Annotated in this window: 17 protein-coding genes; 3 read left to right on the top strand and 14 right to left on the bottom strand. The window is 71.4% G+C overall.

Annotation, left to right across the window (positions count from 1 at the left end; genetic code table 11):
• Positions 1–37 precede the first annotated feature (37 nt).
• Entirely contained in the window at positions 38–1,405 is a 1,368-nt protein-coding gene (locus DY157_RS03690) for a glycoside hydrolase family 1 protein (RefSeq protein ID WP_115727274.1), read from the top strand.
• A gap of 82 nt (positions 1,406–1,487) precedes the next feature.
• On the opposite strand, the gene nusB is transcribed toward DY157_RS03690, so the two are convergent.
• From nusB to DY157_RS03630, 12 genes are all read right to left on the bottom strand, one after another.
• Positions 1,488–2,168 (bottom strand): transcription antitermination factor NusB, encoded by a 681-nt coding sequence (gene nusB / locus DY157_RS03685; RefSeq protein WP_115727273.1) that lies wholly within the window; start codon positions 2,166–2,168, stop codon positions 1,488–1,490.
• Positions 2,168–2,731, bottom strand: a complete 564-nt coding sequence (gene efp, locus DY157_RS03680) for an elongation factor P (protein WP_115727272.1) — start codon at positions 2,729–2,731, stop codon at positions 2,168–2,170. The genes nusB and efp overlap by 1 nt, the downstream gene beginning before the upstream one ends.
• A gap of 15 nt (positions 2,732–2,746) precedes the next feature.
• Positions 2,747–3,286 (bottom strand): shikimate kinase, encoded by a 540-nt coding sequence (locus DY157_RS03675; protein WP_115727271.1) that lies wholly within the window; start codon positions 3,284–3,286, stop codon positions 2,747–2,749.
• On the bottom strand, positions 3,283–4,869 hold the full coding sequence (gene aroB / locus DY157_RS03670; protein WP_115727270.1) for a 3-dehydroquinate synthase: 1,587 nt from the start codon (positions 4,867–4,869) through the stop codon (positions 3,283–3,285). The genes DY157_RS03675 and aroB overlap by 4 nt, the downstream gene beginning before the upstream one ends.
• The gene (aroC, locus tag DY157_RS03665) at positions 4,866–6,077 is read right to left on the bottom strand and encodes a chorismate synthase (protein WP_115727269.1); all 1,212 of its coding nucleotides are present in this window, start codon (positions 6,075–6,077) and stop codon (positions 4,866–4,868) included. The genes aroB and aroC overlap by 4 nt, the downstream gene beginning before the upstream one ends.
• Before the next feature lie 43 nt (positions 6,078–6,120).
• On the bottom strand, positions 6,121–6,894 hold the full coding sequence (gene hisF, locus DY157_RS03660) for an imidazole glycerol phosphate synthase subunit HisF (protein WP_115727268.1): 774 nt from the start codon (positions 6,892–6,894) through the stop codon (positions 6,121–6,123).
• 9 nt (positions 6,895–6,903) lie between these two features.
• Positions 6,904–7,893, bottom strand: a complete 990-nt coding sequence (locus DY157_RS03655; RefSeq protein WP_175578448.1) for an FKBP-type peptidyl-prolyl cis-trans isomerase — start codon at positions 7,891–7,893, stop codon at positions 6,904–6,906.
• Positions 7,894–7,985: 92 nt separating this feature from the next.
• The gene (gene pafA, locus DY157_RS03650) at positions 7,986–9,374 is read right to left on the bottom strand and encodes a Pup--protein ligase (protein WP_115727267.1); all 1,389 of its coding nucleotides are present in this window, start codon (positions 9,372–9,374) and stop codon (positions 7,986–7,988) included.
• A gap of 1 nt (position 9,375) precedes the next feature.
• A complete protein-coding gene (locus DY157_RS03645) occupies positions 9,376–9,558 on the bottom strand; it encodes a ubiquitin-like protein Pup (protein WP_115727266.1) in 183 nt (60 codons plus the stop codon).
• Between the two features lie 19 nt (positions 9,559–9,577).
• The gene (gene dop / locus DY157_RS03640; protein ID WP_115727265.1) at positions 9,578–11,098 is read right to left on the bottom strand and encodes a depupylase/deamidase Dop; all 1,521 of its coding nucleotides are present in this window, start codon (positions 11,096–11,098) and stop codon (positions 9,578–9,580) included.
• Positions 11,095–12,645, bottom strand: a complete 1,551-nt coding sequence (gene arc / locus DY157_RS03635) for a proteasome ATPase (RefSeq protein WP_115727264.1) — start codon at positions 12,643–12,645, stop codon at positions 11,095–11,097. Before arc ends, dop begins: the two co-directional genes overlap by 4 nt.
• The gene (locus tag DY157_RS03630; protein ID WP_115727263.1) at positions 12,638–13,681 is read right to left on the bottom strand and encodes a tRNA (adenine-N1)-methyltransferase; all 1,044 of its coding nucleotides are present in this window, start codon (positions 13,679–13,681) and stop codon (positions 12,638–12,640) included. The genes arc and DY157_RS03630 overlap by 8 nt, the downstream gene beginning before the upstream one ends.
• Before the next feature lie 79 nt (positions 13,682–13,760).
• Here DY157_RS03630 and DY157_RS03625 point away from each other — a divergent pair, with 79 nt between their 5' ends.
• The gene (locus DY157_RS03625) at positions 13,761–14,621 is read left to right on the top strand and encodes a RecB family exonuclease (RefSeq protein WP_115727262.1); all 861 of its coding nucleotides are present in this window, start codon (positions 13,761–13,763) and stop codon (positions 14,619–14,621) included.
• Positions 14,622–14,676: 55 nt separating this feature from the next.
• Here the strand turns inward: DY157_RS03625 and DY157_RS03620 are convergent, their stop codons facing one another.
• On the bottom strand, positions 14,677–15,345 hold the full coding sequence (locus DY157_RS03620) for an HAD family hydrolase (RefSeq protein ID WP_115727261.1): 669 nt from the start codon (positions 15,343–15,345) through the stop codon (positions 14,677–14,679).
• On the bottom strand, positions 15,345–16,199 hold the full coding sequence (locus DY157_RS03615) for an undecaprenyl-diphosphate phosphatase (RefSeq protein WP_115727260.1): 855 nt from the start codon (positions 16,197–16,199) through the stop codon (positions 15,345–15,347). The genes DY157_RS03620 and DY157_RS03615 overlap by 1 nt, the downstream gene beginning before the upstream one ends.
• Before the next feature lie 87 nt (positions 16,200–16,286).
• Between DY157_RS03615 and DY157_RS03610 the strand changes: the two genes are divergently transcribed.
• Complete coding sequence (locus tag DY157_RS03610; RefSeq protein WP_115727259.1) at positions 16,287–17,222, top strand: aldo/keto reductase; 936 nt, start codon at positions 16,287–16,289, stop codon at positions 17,220–17,222.
• Positions 17,223–17,252: the final 30 nt, after the last annotated feature.

Raw genomic sequence — 17,252 nt, 5'->3', positions numbered from 1 at the left:
ACCTCAATAGACGAGCATTCACACGAAGGAGTACGACATGCCGTTTCCCGAAGGATTCCTCTGGGGCACCGCGACCGCCGCACCGCAAATCGAAGGCGGCGCCCTCGACGAGGGCCGGACCCTCTCGAACTGGGACGTCTTCTCGCTCATGCCCGGGAAGGTATCGAAGGGCTATACGCCCCTCGTCGGTCTCGACCACTACCACCGCTACAAGGAGGACGTTGCACTCCTCGCGGACCTCGGCGTCAACGCCTACCGGTTCTCCTTCTCATGGTCGCGCATTCTCCCCGATGGTACGGGCAGGGTGAACGAGGCCGGCCTTGCCTTCTACGAGTCGCTCCTCGACGAACTCGAGGCGAAGGGCATCGAACCGGTCGCGACGATGTTCCACTGGGACCTCCCCTACGCGCTCCAGGTGAAGGGAGGGTGGGGCAACCGCGATTCCATCGGCTGGTTCGTCGAGTACGCGCGCGTCCTCTTCGATCGCTTCGGAGAGCGCATCAAGTATTGGACGACCCTTAACGAGCCCATCGCGACCTTCGTCGGAAACGCTTTCGGATTCTTCGCGCCGGGCCTCACCGACCGGAAGTACGCCTACCAGGCCCTCCACAACCTCCTCGTCGCCCACGGCGAGGTCGTCAGACTCTTCCGCACGTACGACTTCCAGACCGCGGGCATCGGAATCGTCGTCGACATGTGGCATCACGAGCCGAAGGATCCCGACTCCGAGCTCGACCGCGCCGTCGCGACCCGCGAAGTCGAAGTCGCCGGGTACGGCATGATCCTCGAGCCCCTGTGCAACGGCCGATACTCCGATTACTACCTCGAGCAGCTGGGAGCCGAGGGAATCCTCCCGCGCATCGAGGAGGGCGACCTCGAGACGATGAGTCAGCCCCTCGACTTCCACGGACTCAACTGCTACTCGATGGTCTTCGACTCCGTGAAGGAGGCGCCGAAGGAGAAGGCCGAATTCCTCGGAGGCAATTACCAGGACGTCATCATCGAGTCCGAAGGGGGCTTCGGGACGAGCCTCATCGTCTTCGAGGCCATGCGGGTCAACCTGCGGATCCTCCGCGATCGCTTCCACGTCGAGATCCCGATCCTCATCACGGAGAACGGGTTCCTCGAGACGGGGCTCCCCGACCTCGAGACCGCGCTCCACGACCAAGGGCGCATCGACGCCCTGCGGAACTTCCTCGACGTCCTCGAGACGGCCATCGACGAGGACGCCGCGAACGTTCGCGGCTACTTCGTGTGGACGCTGATGGACGACTTCGAATGGGCGTCCGGATACGACCTCAAGTACGGCCTCTACCACAACGATTTCGAGACTCAGGTCCGCACTCCGAAGGACAGCGCCCGCTGGTATAAGCGCGTCGTCGCGTCGAACGGTGCCGATCGTTGAGGATCGCTCGAACGAAACGGAGGGGCGGCCAGCGATGCTGGCCGCCCCTCCGGCGTTTCGATCGATCGGGAGTCCGGGTCGCTCAGTACTCCCCGAGCAGCTCGTCGAGCTCCTCGAGCTCCTCGGCGCTCAACTCCTCGGAGTCCTTCCGGGAATCGGCGGTCGTTTCCGCCTCGGACTCGTCGTCGGCCTCCTCGACGTCCTTCGGCGCTTCGTCCTCATCGAGGTCGTCGGCGTCCGCGTCGACCGGGAGATCCTCGTCCTCGTCCTTCGGCGCCTGCGCTCCGGCCTCGTCGATCGACGAGCGGCGCGACCACGCCGGCGCCTCGAGGGCGCGGCGAATCGCGTCGAGGACGCCGTTGACGAAGTTCGGAGCGGCGTCGGTCGAGAGCGACTTGACGATCGCGATGGCCTCGTCGATCGCGATGATCGGCGGGACGTCCTCGGAGTTCTCGAGCATCTCCCACACGGCGACGCGCATGACCGCGAGGTCGACGGCCGCGATGCGGTCGAGGCCCGCGACCTTCGCCCGCGCCGAGATGAGGTCGTCGATCCGACGGAGGTTGTCGGCGACGCCCTCGACGATGCGGATCGAGTACTCGGGCAGCGGCGTCTCCGCGGCCGTGATCACGCGGCGCTGGCGCAGGATGTCGCGGAGGACCTCCGGGTTGCGCCCCATGCCGCGCTGGTCGGCCTCGAAGACGACGTCGGCCGCGCGCTTGCGGGCCTTCGTCCGGGAGGTGAAACGATGGGCTTTCGACATCAGTCGGTGACGCGGCCGGAGTAGGAGCCGTCGCGGGTGTCGACCTTCACGCGGGTGCCCTCCTCCATGAAGAGCGGGACCTGGATCTCGTAGCCGGTCTCGAGGGTCGCGGGCTTCGTGCCGGCCGAGGAGCGGTCGCCCTGGAGGCCCGGCTCGGTATGCGTGATCTCGAGGACGACGGTCGCGGGGAGTTCGACGAAGAGGACGGTGCCGTCGTGCTGGGAGACGATGACGTCCTGGTTCTCGACCATGAAGTTGCGGGCGTCGCCGACGGTCTCGGCGGGCACGTTGATCTGCTCGTAGGTCGACTGGTCCATGAAGACGTAGTCGGAGCCGTCCTGGTAGAGGTACGTCATGTCGCGGCGGTCGACCGTGGCGGTCTCGATCTTGAGGCCCGCGTTGAAGGTCTTGTCGACGGTCTTGCCGGAGAGGATGTTCTTGATCTTCGTCCGCACGAAGGCGGGGCCCTTGCCCGGCTTCACGTGCTGGAACTCGACGACCTGCCAGAGCTGTCCGTCGATGACCATGACGAGGCCGTTCTTCAGATCATTCGTCGTTGCCACAGGGGTACCTCAATCTCAAGGGTTCGGGGAATCGCCCGCAAGTCTACACTCCCGGGCGATCTCCTCGGCGATCTCGCGGGGGTCCCGACCCCCGGTCTCCACTGACGAATCCGCCACATCCGCGTACTTCTCGTGGAGCGAGCGGATCATCGTCGCGAGGAGTGCGCGTGGGGCGCCGAGGCCCACCGAGCGCGGCCGGTTGAGCCCCTCGCGCCGGGCGACTTCTGCGGTGTCGGCGACGAGTTCGACGACGCGGGCTCCCGCCTCCTTCGCGGCCCGCAGGCGCGCGGCGGTGTCGGGGTCCTCGATCTGGGACGGGCCGAGCGTCGCGATCGCGCCGGCTTCTGCGAGGACCTCCGCGGCGGCGCTCCTGCGCAGGTCGGGGAGCCTCGGGTCGAGGGCGATGACGAGGTCGGCGACGCTCGCTCCGACCGCGGCCTCGACGCGATCGTCGGCCTCAGCGAGGGGCGCGTCGAGGAGTTCGGCGAGGAGACGGCCGATGGTCGTCTTCCCGGCTCCGGATACTCCGAGGAGGACGAGGGCGGGGGCGGTCATGCGCGCACTCCGATCATGCGGGCCGGCCCCTCGAGCTCGGCCGGATCCACGCGGTGGGTCTTCGGGTTCTGGAGTCCGTCGAGGAGGACGAAGCGCAGCCGCCCGGCGCGCACCTTCTTGTCGGAGAGCATCGCGGCGAGCAGATCGTCGAGCGGCGCGCCGTCGTACGAGGTCGGAAGGCCCATCCTCGAGAAGGCGGCGATGTGACGGGCCGCCGCAGCCTCGTCGAGGAGTCCTCTCGCCTGCGCGAGCCGCGCGGCGAAGACGCAGCCCACGGCGACGGCCTCGCCGTGGCGCCACGTGTAGTGCTCGCACTTCTCGATCGCGTGAGCGAGTGTGTGCCCGTAGTTGAGGATCTCGCGCAGGCCCGACTCCTCGAGGTCGGCGGACACGACGCGCGCCTTGACGGCGACCGCCCGCTCGACGAGCTCCCTCACGGCGGGCGACGCGGGGTCGACGAGTTCGGCGGGATCATGGGTCTCGACGATGCGGAGGATCTCCTCGTCGGCGATGAAGCCGCACTTGACGACCTCGCCCATGCCGGCGCGGAAGTCGGCCTCCGGGAGGCTCGTCAGGCGGTCGAGGTCGCAGATGACGCGGACCGGCGGATGGAAGGAGCCGATGAGATTCTTCCCGGCGGCCGCGTTGATGCCGGTCTTGCCGCCGACGGCCGCGTCGACCATCGCGAGGAGCGTCGTCGGGACGGTGACGAGGTCGAGGCCGCGCAACCACGTGGCGGCGACGAATCCCGCCATGTCGGTCGTCGCGCCCCCGCCGATCGCGACGACGGCGTCGGCGCGTCCGAGGCGCATCTCGCCGGCGAGGTCCCACAGGCCCGACACGACCTCGAGGGTCTTCGCAGACTCCCCGTCGGGGTGGGTGGCGAGGCGGACCTCGAGCCCGACGGATTCGAGTTCGACGGCGAGCGCCCGGGCCGCGTCCTCGAGGGGCGCCGCGTGGACGATGAGGGCCTTCGTCGCCTCGGGACGCAGGGCGCTGCGCACCGCGGAGGCGGGGATCCCGCGTCCGACGAGGACCTCGTAGGGCTTCGCCCCCTCGACGCGGATCGGCGTCCACGGCAGATCGACGAGCGCCGCGATCCGCTCGGCCACCTCCCAGGCGGGGCCGTCGTCGGAGTGGATGCGGACGGACTCGACCTCCGCGTAGTAGGGCTCGCGCTCGGCGCGCAGGCGCCGCAGCGACCCGTCGGGGTCCTCGCGCAGGAGCGGTCGATGGCTCTTGCGAGAGACGCGCCGCACGAGTTCCTCGTGGTCGACGTCGATGCGGACGACGGAGGCGCCGCGCAGGAGCGCGCGAACGGGCTCGCTCGTCACCGCTCCCCCGCCGAGGGACACGACGGCCCTGGACGCGAGCGCCTTCTCGACGGCGCGCACCTCGAGGGCGCGGAAGACCGCCTCGCCCTCGCTCGCGAAGATCTCGGAGACCGGTTTGCCGGCCTCGGCCTCGATGAGGGCGTCGGTGTCGACGTGGTCAACGCCGAGCGAGCGGGCGAGGAGGCGCCCGACCTTCGACTTCCCGGCGCCGGGCAGTCCGACGAGCACGAGGGGAAGGGAGAGCCTCATGCCCGCTCCCCCACTCGCTCGAGGTAGGCGGCGAGGTTCCGGCGCATCTCGGAGACGGAGTTCCCGCCGGCGTGCGCGTCGAGGGCGTCGGCGAGGACGAGGGCGACCTCGGCCTGAGCGATGACGGCGCCGGGGACGACCTGGCACGTGTCGGAGCGCTGATGGAGGGCGACCGATTCCTCGCCGGTCGCGAGGTCGATGCTGCGCAGCGCCCTCGGGACCGTGGAGATCGGCTTGAAGGCGGCGCGCGCGACGATCGGCTCGCCGTTCGAGGCGCCGCCCTCGATTCCGCCGGCGCGGTTGGAGCCGCGGACGAGGCGCCCGTCCGGTCCCTTGAGGATCTCGTCGTGGGCGGCCGATCCCGGCAGCGCCGCCTGGGCGAAGCCGTCGCCGATCTCGACGCCCTTGACGGACTGGATCGACATGAGGGCGGCGGCGAGGCGCGCGTCGAGGCGGCGGTCGGCGGACACGTGGGTGCCGAGTCCGACGGGGACGCCCCAGGCGACGACCTCGACGACGCCGCCGATCGTGTCGCCGTTCCTCTTCGTCTCGTCGACGAGGTCGACGAAGGCGGCGTCGAGCGCGGGGTCGAGGGTCCGCATCGCGGAAGCGTCGAGAGCGGGGCCGTCCTCCGGGCGCGGGAGGACCGGGTCCTGCGCTCGCAGGGAACCGACCTGCACGACGTGGGAGGCGAGGCGGATGCCGGCGACCTGCTCGAGGATCGCCTCTCCGATCGCTCCGAGGGCGACGCGGGCGGCGGTCTCGCGAGCGCTCGCGCGCTCGAGGACGGGACGGGCCTCGGGGAGGTCGTAGGAGAGCATTCCGCCGAGGTCGGCGTGACCGGGACGCGGCCGTGTGAGCGGGCGGTTGCGCGCGATCTCGCGCTCGTCCCCGGTGCCGGCGTCGACCAGGAGGGCGTCGGGGTCGACCGGGTCGGCGGACATCACGACCTCCCACTTCGGCCATTCGGAGTTCGCGATCTCGATCGCGATGGGCGCGCCGGTCGTGAGGCCGTGGCGGACGCCGCCGACGATGCGGACGACGTCCTTCTCGAACTTCTGCCGGGCACCGCGCCCGTGACCGAGGCGCCGTCTGGCGAGGGCCCGCTCGAGGTCGGCGGTCGTGAACTCCAGTCCCGCGGGCGCTCCGTCGAGAACGGCGACGAGGGCGGGGCCGTGGGACTCACCGGCGGTCATCCATCTCAGCATGTCGCCAGTGTCCCACAGGCGGGGCCCGGTCTTCCGGGCGGGTTCACATGCGGACGGGGAATCCCTCGGCCGCGAGGGCCCGCTTGACCTCGGGAATCGCGACCTGCCCGAAGTGGAAGACCGAGGCCGCGAGGACCGCGTCGGCGCCGGTTCGCGCCGCGTCGACGAAGTGGGCGACCTCGCCGGCCCCGCCCGAGGCGATGAGCGGCACGTGGACGTTCGTGCGGAAGAGATCGAGCATCGCGAGGTCGAATCCGCCCCTCACGCCGTCGGCGTCCATCGAGTTGAGGAGGATCTCGCCGGCGCCGAGCGCCTCCGCGCGCACCGCCCAGTCGAGGGCGTCGACCCCCGTCGAGCGCTTACCGCCGTGCGTCGTCACCTCGAAGCCGGAGTCGGTCGAGACCCCCTCCGGGCAGCGGCGCGCGTCGACGGAGAGGACGAGGACCTGATTGCCGAAGCGATCGGCGACGCGGGAGATGAGGTCGGGATCGTGGATCGCCGCGGTGTTGACGCCGACCTTGTCGGCGCCGTGCGCGAGGAGCCGGGCGACGTCCTCGACGGAGCGGACTCCCCCGCCGACGGTGAGGGGGACGAAGACCTGCTCGGCCGTCGCCGAGACGACGTCGAGCATCGTCGCCCGCCCCTGCGAGGAGGCGGACACGTCGAGGAACGTGATCTCGTCGGCGCCCTCGGCGCCGTAACGGGCGGCGAGCTCGACGGGGTCGCCGGCGTCGCGGAGGTTCTCGAAGTTCACGCCCTTGACGACGCGTCCCGCGTCGACGTCGAGGCAGGGGATGATGCGGAGCGCTACGGACATGGGCCGATCCTACTGCGAAGCCCCTGAACCGCTTTGCGCGGCCCGCTCGCCGGATGCCGCGGAGTCGGCGCCGGAGGCGGAGCCGCTCGAGGCGGTCCCCGCACCGGACGTCCCGGACGAGGAGTCGGCGGGTTCGGCGCCGAGCACGTCGATGACGACGCAGAGCGTGTCGTCGCCGGTCGCGAGGTCCGGGGGAATGGAGATCGCGAGGCGCGAGCCGACGCGCCGGTCGACGATCGCCTCGCGGAGGCCCTTCATCGCGCTCGACAGATCGATGAGCTCGGGCATGCCCGTCTCCCAGGTCGAGGAGCGGACGACGCCGTCCGTCCATCCGACGACGGAGAACTGGGCGACCACCCGATCGTCGGAGCCCACCTGCTGCCCGCTCCCCTCGATGAGGGTCTGGACGGTCAGCCCTCCGGGGACCGCGGAGTCGTGCTTGATGACCGGCCCCTCCGGCGTCATCGTCACCTGGAGGGCGCCCGCCTGCCCGAACGTGTTCTCGTCCCCGTAGGCGATGGTGCCGAGCACGTCGACGACGGTGATCTCGGCGCGCGCGCGCGTCGAGCCGTCCGTCCGGGCGACGGGGTGGATCGCGAGGATCCGGGATCCCTCGGTCCGCCCGATGACGAGCGACGCGATGTCGGCGCCGAGAGTGTCGGCGTTCGCGACCCCGACGATGAGGCGGGGGCGCCCGGTCGTCGAGAGCGAGTCGCCGGTGTCCCCGTCGAAGGAGGTGAGGGAGAGGAGGACCGGGGACCCCTCCGTGATGCTCCTGCCGGATCCGGTCGCGAGCTCCTTCGCCTTGACGCCGCCGACCTCGACGGGGGCGGCGAGCGCGACGACGGGGGTCGCTCCGACGCGCCCGGAGACGCTCACCTCGTCGAGCGCGCCGACGATCCCCGACTGCGGCCCGCTCGCCTCGCGGGCGGTGAAGCGCGGAACGAGGACGACGAGCGCGACGAGGGCGAGCGCGAGCACCGCACCGAGGGCCCACACGAGCCACCGGTGCGAACGCGGCGCGCGCCGAGCACGAGATCCGCGCCCGCGCCCGGGTTCGGTGCGGTGGGACGCCCTCCTCGGCGGCGGCGTCATGCGGGCAGGACCGGGGCGGCCCCGGAGATCGCGGCGACGAGGGCGTCGACGCGCGGGTCCTCGTTCGCGAGCGGATCCTGAAGGGAGAGCGGCGCCGCGCTCTGGTCGTCGAGGCGCGCGTGGACCCAGTCGACCGTGAGGTCGGCGCGGGCGTCCTCGGCTGCCGCGATGATGCGCCCGCGCAGGCTCGCGCGCGTGGTCGCCGGGGCCGTGCGGACCGCGCGCCTCACGCCCTCGTCGGTGGTGAGGCGGCGGATGAGGCCGGCCCGCTCCATGCGCGGGGCGAGGCCCTGGGCGGTGATGTCGTGGTAGGAGAGCTCGAGGCGCGCGACGCGCGGGTCGGCGAGGGTCGTCCCCGCCTTCGCGGCGTAGGCGGTGAGGAGCTTCCGCTTGATCGCGATGTCGAGCTCGGTCTCGATGCCGCTCCAATCCCCCGATTCGATCGCGGCGATGCCGCGGCCCCAGAGGTCGGCGACGTACCGGTGGAGATCGTCGAGTTCGGCGTCGTCGAGCGCGCCGAGGACGCGGCCGCGGATCTCCTTCTGGATCGCGACCGCCGTCATGCGCCGACCGCTCGCGAGCTCGACCTCGGCGCGGCCCGTGAGGTCGGTCGAGATCTCGCGGATCGCGCGCATCGGATCGGCGAGGGCGAGGTCCTCGATCCGCAGGCCGTCCTCGATCGCGGTGAGGAGCATCTCGGTCGCTCCGACCTTGAGGGCGGTCGTCGGCTCGGCGACGTTCGTGTCGCCGACGATGACGTGCATGCGCCGGTAGGAGCCGGAGTCGGCGAGCGGCTCGTCGCGCGTGTTGATGATCGGGCGCGAGCGCGTCGTCGCCGAGGACACCGCGTCCCACATCTGCTCGGCGCGCTGGGAGAAGGAGAGCTGCGCGCCGCCCGCCCCGCGCCGGATGAAGCCGTTGCCGACGAGGATCTGGCGGGTGATGAAGAAGGAGACGAGGGCGTCGGCCACCTGGCGGAAGTCGCGGCGCCGGTGGAGGAGGTAGTTCTCGTGGCAGCCGCAGGAGTTCCCCTGCGAGTCGAGGTTGTTGCGGAAGAGGTGGAGGCGCTCGGGGGCGCCGACCTCCATGAACGACTCGTCGGCCTGGAGCGCGAGGTCGGCGAGCATGAGGGCGCCCGCCCGGTCCTGCTCGAGGAGGTCCTCGAGGCGATCGCACTCGGCGGTCGCGTACTCGGGGTGCGCGCCGACGTCGAGGTAGAGGCGCCCGCCGTTGCGGAGGAAGAGGTTCGAGCTCCTCCCCCGCCGCAGCAGCGGGTCGAAGAGCTGGCGCGCCGCGTGCTCGGCGTCCATGGTCGAGGCCCCGCCGTCCGCCGACGCGGCCATGAGCCCGTACTCCGTCTCGATCCCGACGACGCGGCGCCTCACCTCACTGGCCGCCCTTCTGGACGAAGCCCTGGACGAAGGCCTCGGCGTTCGTCTCGAGGACCGAGTCGATCTCGTCGAGGAGGTCGTCGATCGACTGGGTGCGGGCCTGCACCTGCCCGGCCGCGTCGAGGTCGTCGGGCTCGTCGGCCGAGCCGGAGGGCGCGTTGATGCGCGTGCTGTCCATGGTGTCTCCTTGGGTTCTCTCAGAGTGCGTCGGCGACGAGCGCGTCGGCGATCGGGTAGCGGACGAGGTCGCCGGCGCCCGGGTCGACGACGAGGGAGGTCCACGAGGCCTTGACGAGATCGGGGCGGGTGGCGACGGCGCGGCCGCGCGCGTGCGCGCGGGTGTTCGCCGGGGCTCGGTCGGCGGCGGCCTCGACCTCGTCGTCCGTGAAGAGTCGTTCGACGCGGCCGGCCTTCGCGAGCCGGAGGGCGAGCGAGTGGTCGGGCCGCAGGTCGGCCCACTGGAGGTCCATCGCGGCGAGGCGCGGGTCGTCCCATTCGAGGCCCGCGCGTTCCTTCTGCCGCTTGAGGAGGGCGTACTTGCCGACCCACTCGACCTCGGCGGCGACGGAGAAGAGATCGGCGCGCATCCGGTCGAGGACGGACTGCCAGCGCTCGAGGATCATCGCGTCGACCAGATCGGGCGCGACGCCGAGCCGCTCGAAGGTCGCGAGGACGAGGTCGAGGATCACCTGCTGGAATTCGGCGGCCGTGTAGGCGCCGCCCCCGGCGGTCCCGATCCGGTAGTCGAGGTCGGGGTGGTGGGAGACGTTCCACGTCTCCTGGACGGGGTCGTCGAGGGTGAGGGCGTCCCATTCGAGGCCGATCCCCTGCTCGATCGCCCAGAGGACGAGGGAGGTCGTTCCGAGCTTGAGGAGGATCGAGACGTCGAACATGTTGCCGTCGCCGCCGATGACGTGGAGTCGCCGGTGCTTCGCGGGGTTCGCGTGGGGCTCGTCGCGGGTGTTGACGATCGGCCGGTTGAAGGTCGTCTCGAGGCCGACCTCGTTCTCGACGAAGTCGGCGCGCTGGGACATCTGGAAGCCGGGGACCTGCGACTTCTGGCCGAGACCGACGCGTCCGGCGCCGCAGAGGACGGGGCGGGTGACGAAGAAGGGGGTGAGGCCGCGGACGACGTCGTCGAGGTCCGTGTCGCGGCGCATCTGGTAGTTCTCGTGGGTGCCGTAGGCGGCGCCCTTGCCGTCGGTGTTGTTCTTCACGAGGACGAGCGGCTCCCCGGCCTCCTGCGAGGCGGCGATGATCCGCGCGGCGATGACCTCGCCCGCGCGGTCCCACAGGGTCGCGTCGAGAGGGCCGAGGGCCTCGGGCGCCGAGTACTCCGGATGCGCGTGGTCGACGTAGAGGCGCGCGCCGTTCGTGAGGACCGCGGTCGTCTGCGCGGGCAGGGCGAGCTCCTCGGGGGTCGGCCGGGCGATGCGCTCGGAGCCGCCCGAGGGGGCGAGGTGGTAGGGGTCGTCGGTGAGGAGCGAGGGGTCGGCGGCCGCGCGCGACAGGCGCATTCCGCGCAGGTCGTTGAGCGGGTCCTCCGCCGTGTAGTCCCAGCGGACGGGGGCCGCTCCCTCGGCGGGAGTCCCCATGCGGGAACGGTCGGCGTAGAGGCGGACCGCCTGGGAGGAGAGCGCGATGGGGTTCGCCCACGCGTCGCCGGGGCGGTAGACGCCGTACTCGGTCTCGGTTCCGATCACTCGCATGCGGCTCATCCCTCCAGTGGCGCGATCGCCACGATCTCCTCGCGCAGCCCGATGGTGCGCGCCCAGTCGTCCGGCGACGAGGTCGCCGCGAGCTCGATCGACTCGCGCATCTCCTCGTCGACGCCCGCGAGCACGTGCGCGACGGCGAGTCCGTGGTCGCCCCCGCCGAGCGCGTCCTTGATCGCGAGCTTCTTCGCCCGCTCGACGATTCCGGCGATCATCGCGCCGGAGACGACATCGGCGAGGTGGATGCGGCGGGTGCGCCCGGAGGCGAGGGTCGCGTCGAAGAGGGCGGTCGAGGCGTCCTCGCGGAAGAGGCGGTCGACGGCGCCGTCGATCATCGCGTCGATCGCGGCGTCGGTCGAGCCGAAGCGGGCGACCTCGTCGGGGCGGACGGGCAGGTCGGACGTGAGGTACTTCGTGAAGACGTCGCGGGCGCCGGCCCGGTCGGGGCGCTCGACGCGGATGCGGACGTCGAGTCGACCGGGGCGCAGGACCGCCGGGTCGATCATGTCGGCTCGGTTCGACGCGCCGATGATGACGACGTTGTCGAGGGCCTCGACGCCGTCCATCTCGGCGAGGAGCTGGGGGACGATCATCGTCTCGACGTCGGAGGAGACGCCGGTGCCGCGTGTGCGGAAGAGGGCCTCCATCTCGTCGAAGAAGACGACGACGGGGACGTCGCCGGCGGCGAGGGAGCGTGCGCGCGCGAAGATCGCGCGGATCTGCCGCTCGGTCTCGCCGACGAACTTGTTGAGGAGCTCGGGGCCCTTGATCGAGAGGAAGTAGGTCTTCGCCCCGCTCCCCTTGCGCGACAGGGAGTTCGCGACGGCCTTCGCGATGAGGGTCTTTCCCGATCCGGGCGGGCCGTAGAGGAGGATCCCCTTCGGCGGGCGCAGCCCGTAGGCGCGGTAGAGCTCGGGGTGCTTGAACGGGAGCTCGATCGCGTCGCGGACCTGCTGGATCTGCGCGTCGAGGCCGCCGATGTCCGCGTAGGTCGTGTCGGGGGTCTCGGGGGTGAGGAGCTGCTCGACGTCGCGGCGGACGATCCGCTCGACGGCGACGCCCGCGCGCAGGTCGACCATGAGAGAGTCGCCCGGGCGCAGATTCCCGTGGCGGAGGGGGCCGGCGAGGACGAGGTGGTGCTCCTGTCCGGCCTCGCCCGCGACGAGCACGCGGTCGTCGCCGACGAGCTCGAGGATCGAGGCGATCGAGCCGGTCCGCGGGAAGCGGTCGGGGGCGACGGCGACGAACTTGTCGTCGATGCGCACCCACTGCCCGTAGGAGAGCGAGGTGAGATCGAGATTCGGGGCAACCGCGAGGCGCATGTGCCGGCCGTTGACGACTGCTTCGATTTGGCGCATCGCGATGTCGGCGCGGATGAACATCGCGAGGGTCTGCGGGGGCCTGTTGACCTCGAGGAGCTGAGCCTGGACCTTGACGAGCTCGCCGCGGACCTGGGTGAGCGCCTTCGCGAGGCGCTCGTTCTTCTCCTCGAGCGAGACGACGAGGCGCTGCATCTCATCGACCCGGCTCTGGTGGAAGTCCTCACTCATCGTCGCTCCCCCGTCCTTCGACCCAGGTGTCCGCCTTCGCGGTGACGTCCCGGCGCACCTTGCGCAGCTTCTTCTCCGAGGCCGTCCTCGCGCCGACGGCGGCGTCGGTCCAGCCCTCCTCGTCATCCCACTGCCCGCCGAGCCCCTCCGAGGACTTCGCGGGCCGCGTCGAGCGGGCCTGCGGGGCGGTGCCAGGGGCGAGCCTGCGCGTCACGAGGAGGAAGCCGGTGTGAGCGACCATCCGGTGCTCCGGGCGGACGGCGAGGCCGTCGAGGTGCCACTCGCGGCGCATGTCCTCCCACGCGATCGGGTCGGTGAAGCACTGGGCGGCCCGCAGGTCCTCGGTGAGGCGCGAGAGCTGGGTGACGGTCGCGACGTAGCAGACGAGGACGCCGCCGGGCGCGAGCGCGCGCGCGACCGCGTCGATGTTCTCCCAGGGGGCGAGCATGTCGAGGACGACCCGGTCGACTGAGGCCTCCTCCATCGTCGCGAGCTCGTCCGCGAGATCGCCGACGCGCAGGTCCCACGCGGGGTGCGCGGCGCCGAACCACAGCTCGACGTTCGCGCGGGCGATGTCGGCGAATTCCGACCGGCGCTCGATCGAGATGAGGCGTCCGCTCGGGCCGACGGCGTTGAGAAGGGCCATCGAGAGGGCGCCGGAGCCCGCCCCGGCCTCGACGACCGTCGCCCCGGGGAAGACGTCGCCCATATGGAGGATCGTGCCCGCGTCCTTCGGGTAGACGACGGCGGCGCCGCGCGGCATCGCCATCGCGTAGTCGACCATGAGGGGGCGCAGGATCTGGAACTCGCGGCCCTCCTCGGTGCGGATCACCTGGCCGTCGGGCCTCCCGATGACGTCGTCGTGGAGGAATTCCCCGCGACTCGACTGGAACTTCCCGCCGTGCACGAGGATCACCTGGTGGAAGCGGCCCTTGGGGTCGCGCACCTGGACGCGGTCCCCCTCCTTCAGGGGGCCTCGGCGGGTCTGCTGGCCGATCGGCGCGAAGAGGGCCGTGATCTCGGGCGTCGTGTTCATCCCGGCGATTCTATCGCCCGGGCGCCCCGGGGCCGGTGTGAGATCCGCAGACGCCGGTGGTCCGCGCTAGCGTGGACGCATGACGCCCACCGCCCCCGCCCGCTCGCGCACCGCGGGTCTTTCCGGCCCCGCCCTGTCCGCCTCCCGCGCGAAGGAGTACGAGCGCTGCCCGCTGCAGTACCGACTCCACGTCGTCGATCGCATCCAGGAGCCGCCGACGCGGGCGACGGCGCTCGGGACCCTCGTCCATTCGGTACTCGAGCACCTCTTCGACCTCCCGCACCGCGAGCGGACCGCCGAGGCGGCGCTCGATCTCCTCGAGGCCGACTGGCGCGCGACGCGGGAGAAGTCTCCGGAGGTGCTCGACCTCTTCGAGGACGCGTCGGAGGAGGGCGCGTGGCTCGCCTCGGCGCGCGACGTCGTCTCCGCCTACTTCGCGATCGAGGATCCGCAGTGGCTCGCGCCGGCGGCGCGCGAGCGGCTCGTCGACGCGGTGACGCCCGACGGGATCCGTCTGCGCGGATTCATCGATCGGATCGACGCCTCGCCGAGCGGCGAGCTCCGCGTCGTCGACTACAAGACGGGGCGTGCCCCCTCGCCGCGCTTCCAGGACGAGGCGCTCTTCCAGATGCGCTTCTACGCCCTCCTCCTGCGCCTCACGGACAGAATGCCCGCGCGCACGCAGCTCCTCTACCTCAAGGCAGGTCGGGTCCTCACCTTCGACCCGACGCCCGCGGACATCGACCGCTTCGCCGACGAGATCTCGATGCTGTGGGGCCGGATCGAGGCCGACGCGATGCGCGGCGAGTTCGCCCCGCGCCGCAATCCCCTCTGCGACTGGTGCGGGGTACGGGCGATGTGTCCGCTCTTCGAGGGGACGCTCCCCGACATGCCGGAGGACGGTCTCGCCCGTCTCCTCGCGACCCGCGTCTCCGCCTGATCCGCTTCGGGCGAGCGGGCCGCACGAAGACGAGGGGCCCGGCGACAACAAGGGACTAGACGAGGTCGAAGCGCTCGCCGGTCATGAGACGCTCGAGAACCTCGGTGGTCAGTTCATCGAGGTTCGCGAAGCGCGAGTACTCCTCGGACGCCGGGACCTCGACGACGCCGGGGACCACTGCGACGACCGCGCCCGACGCGACTGCGGCGCGGATCCCCGTCGGAGAGTCCTCGACGATGAGGCAGCGCTCGATCGGGGCGCCGAAACGGCGGGCGCCCTCGAGGTAGGCGTCGGGCGCGGGCTTCGGCCGCGCGACGTCGTCACCGGCGACGACCGCGGCGAAGCCGGGGGCCGGGGCGGCGGCCGCCACGACCTCGGTGATCCTCCGCCACGACGAGGTGACGAGCCCGACGGGCACGCCCATTTCCCCCGCGCGGGCGAGGAACCCGGGGGCGGCCTCCATCCACGGGACGTCCTCGCCGACGAGGCGCGCGACCTCGGCGACGAGCCGGTTCTCGATGTCGGCCGGATCGACGTCGGCGCCGGAGAGCTCGAGCATGAGGAGGGCGGTGTCGCGCAGCGGGCCGCCGATCATCTTCTCGCGCGCCTCGGGGGTGAGGACGCCGCCGAGGCTCTCGGTCATCGCGCGCTCGGCGCGCTCCCAGATCGGCTCGGAGTCGATCATCGTCCCGTCCTGGTCGACGAGGATCGCGGCGGGCAGCATCACACCACCGCCGTCGACACGGCCGTGAGGGCGCCGGCGAGAAGGAGGATCGCGACGACGATCGCGAGGCCGATCCGGTACCAGACGAAGGGCATGTACGACTTCGTCGAGACGAGCTTGAGGAACCAGAGGATGACGGCCCAGGCGACGGCGAAGGCGATGACGGTCGCGAGGATCGTCGGGCCGACGTCGACGTGGTCGCCGCCGGAGAACACCTTGTAGACCTTGTAGAGGCCGGACGCGAAGACCGCGGGCATCGCGAGGAGGAACGAGTAGCGGGCCGCGGCCTCGCGCGTGTAGCCGAGCGCGCGCCCCATCGTGATCGTGCCGCCGGAGCGAGAGACGCCGGGGATGAGGGCGAGGGCCTGGGCGAGGCCGTAGAGGATCGCGTCGCGCCAGCTCATCTTCTCGAGAGTGCGGACCTGCGGGGAGAAGCGGTCGGCGAGACCGAGGAGGACGCCGAAGAGCGCGAGCATCGTCACGGTGATCCAGAGGTTGCGGAAGGTCGTGTCGATCCAGTCCTGGAGGAGGAGCCCGAGGATCCCGATCGGGAGCGAGCCGACGATGATCATCCAGCCCATGCGGGCGTCCGGGTCCGAGTTCGGCAGGCGCGTCGCGGCCGGGATGAACGGGAGGGAGCGCCACCAGCGCGAAAGGATCCGCACGATGTCCTTCCAGAACACGATGAGGACGGCCGTCTCCGTGCCGATCTGCGTGATCGCGGTGAAGGCCGCGCCCGGGTCGGCGTCGCCGAAGAGCTCGCCGAAGATCCGCAGGTGCGCCGAGGAGGAGATGGGGAGGAATTCCGTGAGGCCCTGAATGAGACCGAGGAGTATCGCGTCGAACCACGTCATACCGGCACTCTACGAGGTCGCTCCCCTCGCACCTCGGGTCCGCCGCCCCGATCGCGGTGTGGAACCGGACACGGCTAGTGTGGCCGTATGGACATTCGCCAGTGCGGGGCCTCGGGCCTCAGGGTCTCCTCCCTCGGCCTCGGCGCCCTGCTCTGGGGCCGCGACACCGACGCCCCGGAGGCCGCCGAGATGCTCGCCCGCTTCGTCGACGCCGGGGGCACCCTCGTCGAGGGGTCGCCGCTCGACGGAGACGGCCGGGCGACCGATGTCCTCGCGCAGGGACTGCGGGCGATCGGCCGTCACCGGGTCGTCCTCGCCTGGCGCGGAGCCGCCCGCCCACTGCCGGACGGCCGATGGACGGGGTCGGGCGCGCGAGGCGATATGCTCCGCTCGCTCGACGACTCCCTGGCTCGTCTCGACGTCGATGACGTCGACCTGTGGATCGCGCAGTTCGATCCCTCGGTCCCCCTCGAGGAGACGCTCGGCGCCCTCGAAGCCGCCCATCGGTCGGGCCGCGCCCACTACATCGGGCTCGCCGGATTCCCCCTGTGGGACGCGGCGACCGCCCTCGCGATGCTGCGCTCCGACGGTCTGATGCCGGCGGTCCTCCAGCTCCCCTACTCGCTGCTCACCGCCTCCGAGGGGCGCGAGTTCGTCGAGCGGGCGAGCGGCTTGGGGATCGGGGTGATCGCGGCCTCGCCGCTCGCGGGCGGCGTCCTCACGGGCAAGTACCGGCACTCGACTCCCCCGGATTCGCGGGCGGCGTCCCCGCACCTGCGCTCGAGCGTCGACCGCCACCTCGACGCCCCGTCGCGCGCCCTCGTCGAGGGCGTCGCACGCGCGGCCGAGGGCCTCGAGCGCACGACGCTCGACGTCGCGCTCGCGTGGGCGCGCGATGCCGTCGGCGTGTCCTCGGCGCTCACGGGGCCGAGGACGGCGCGTCAGCTCGATCAGATCCTCGACGGGGGCGCGCCGCTGCCCGCCCCGATCCGCTCGGTGCTCGACGAGATCGCGGGCTTGTGAGAAAGCGGATTTCGGTCCTGCTCACGCTAC

This window comes from Actinomyces culturomici, assembly GCF_900499005.1.
Lineage (GTDB): Bacteria > Actinomycetota > Actinomycetes > Actinomycetales > Actinomycetaceae > Pauljensenia > Pauljensenia culturomici.
Note: the sequence above shows the minus strand (reverse complement) of the source record. Positions and strands in the feature narration are given on the sequence as shown.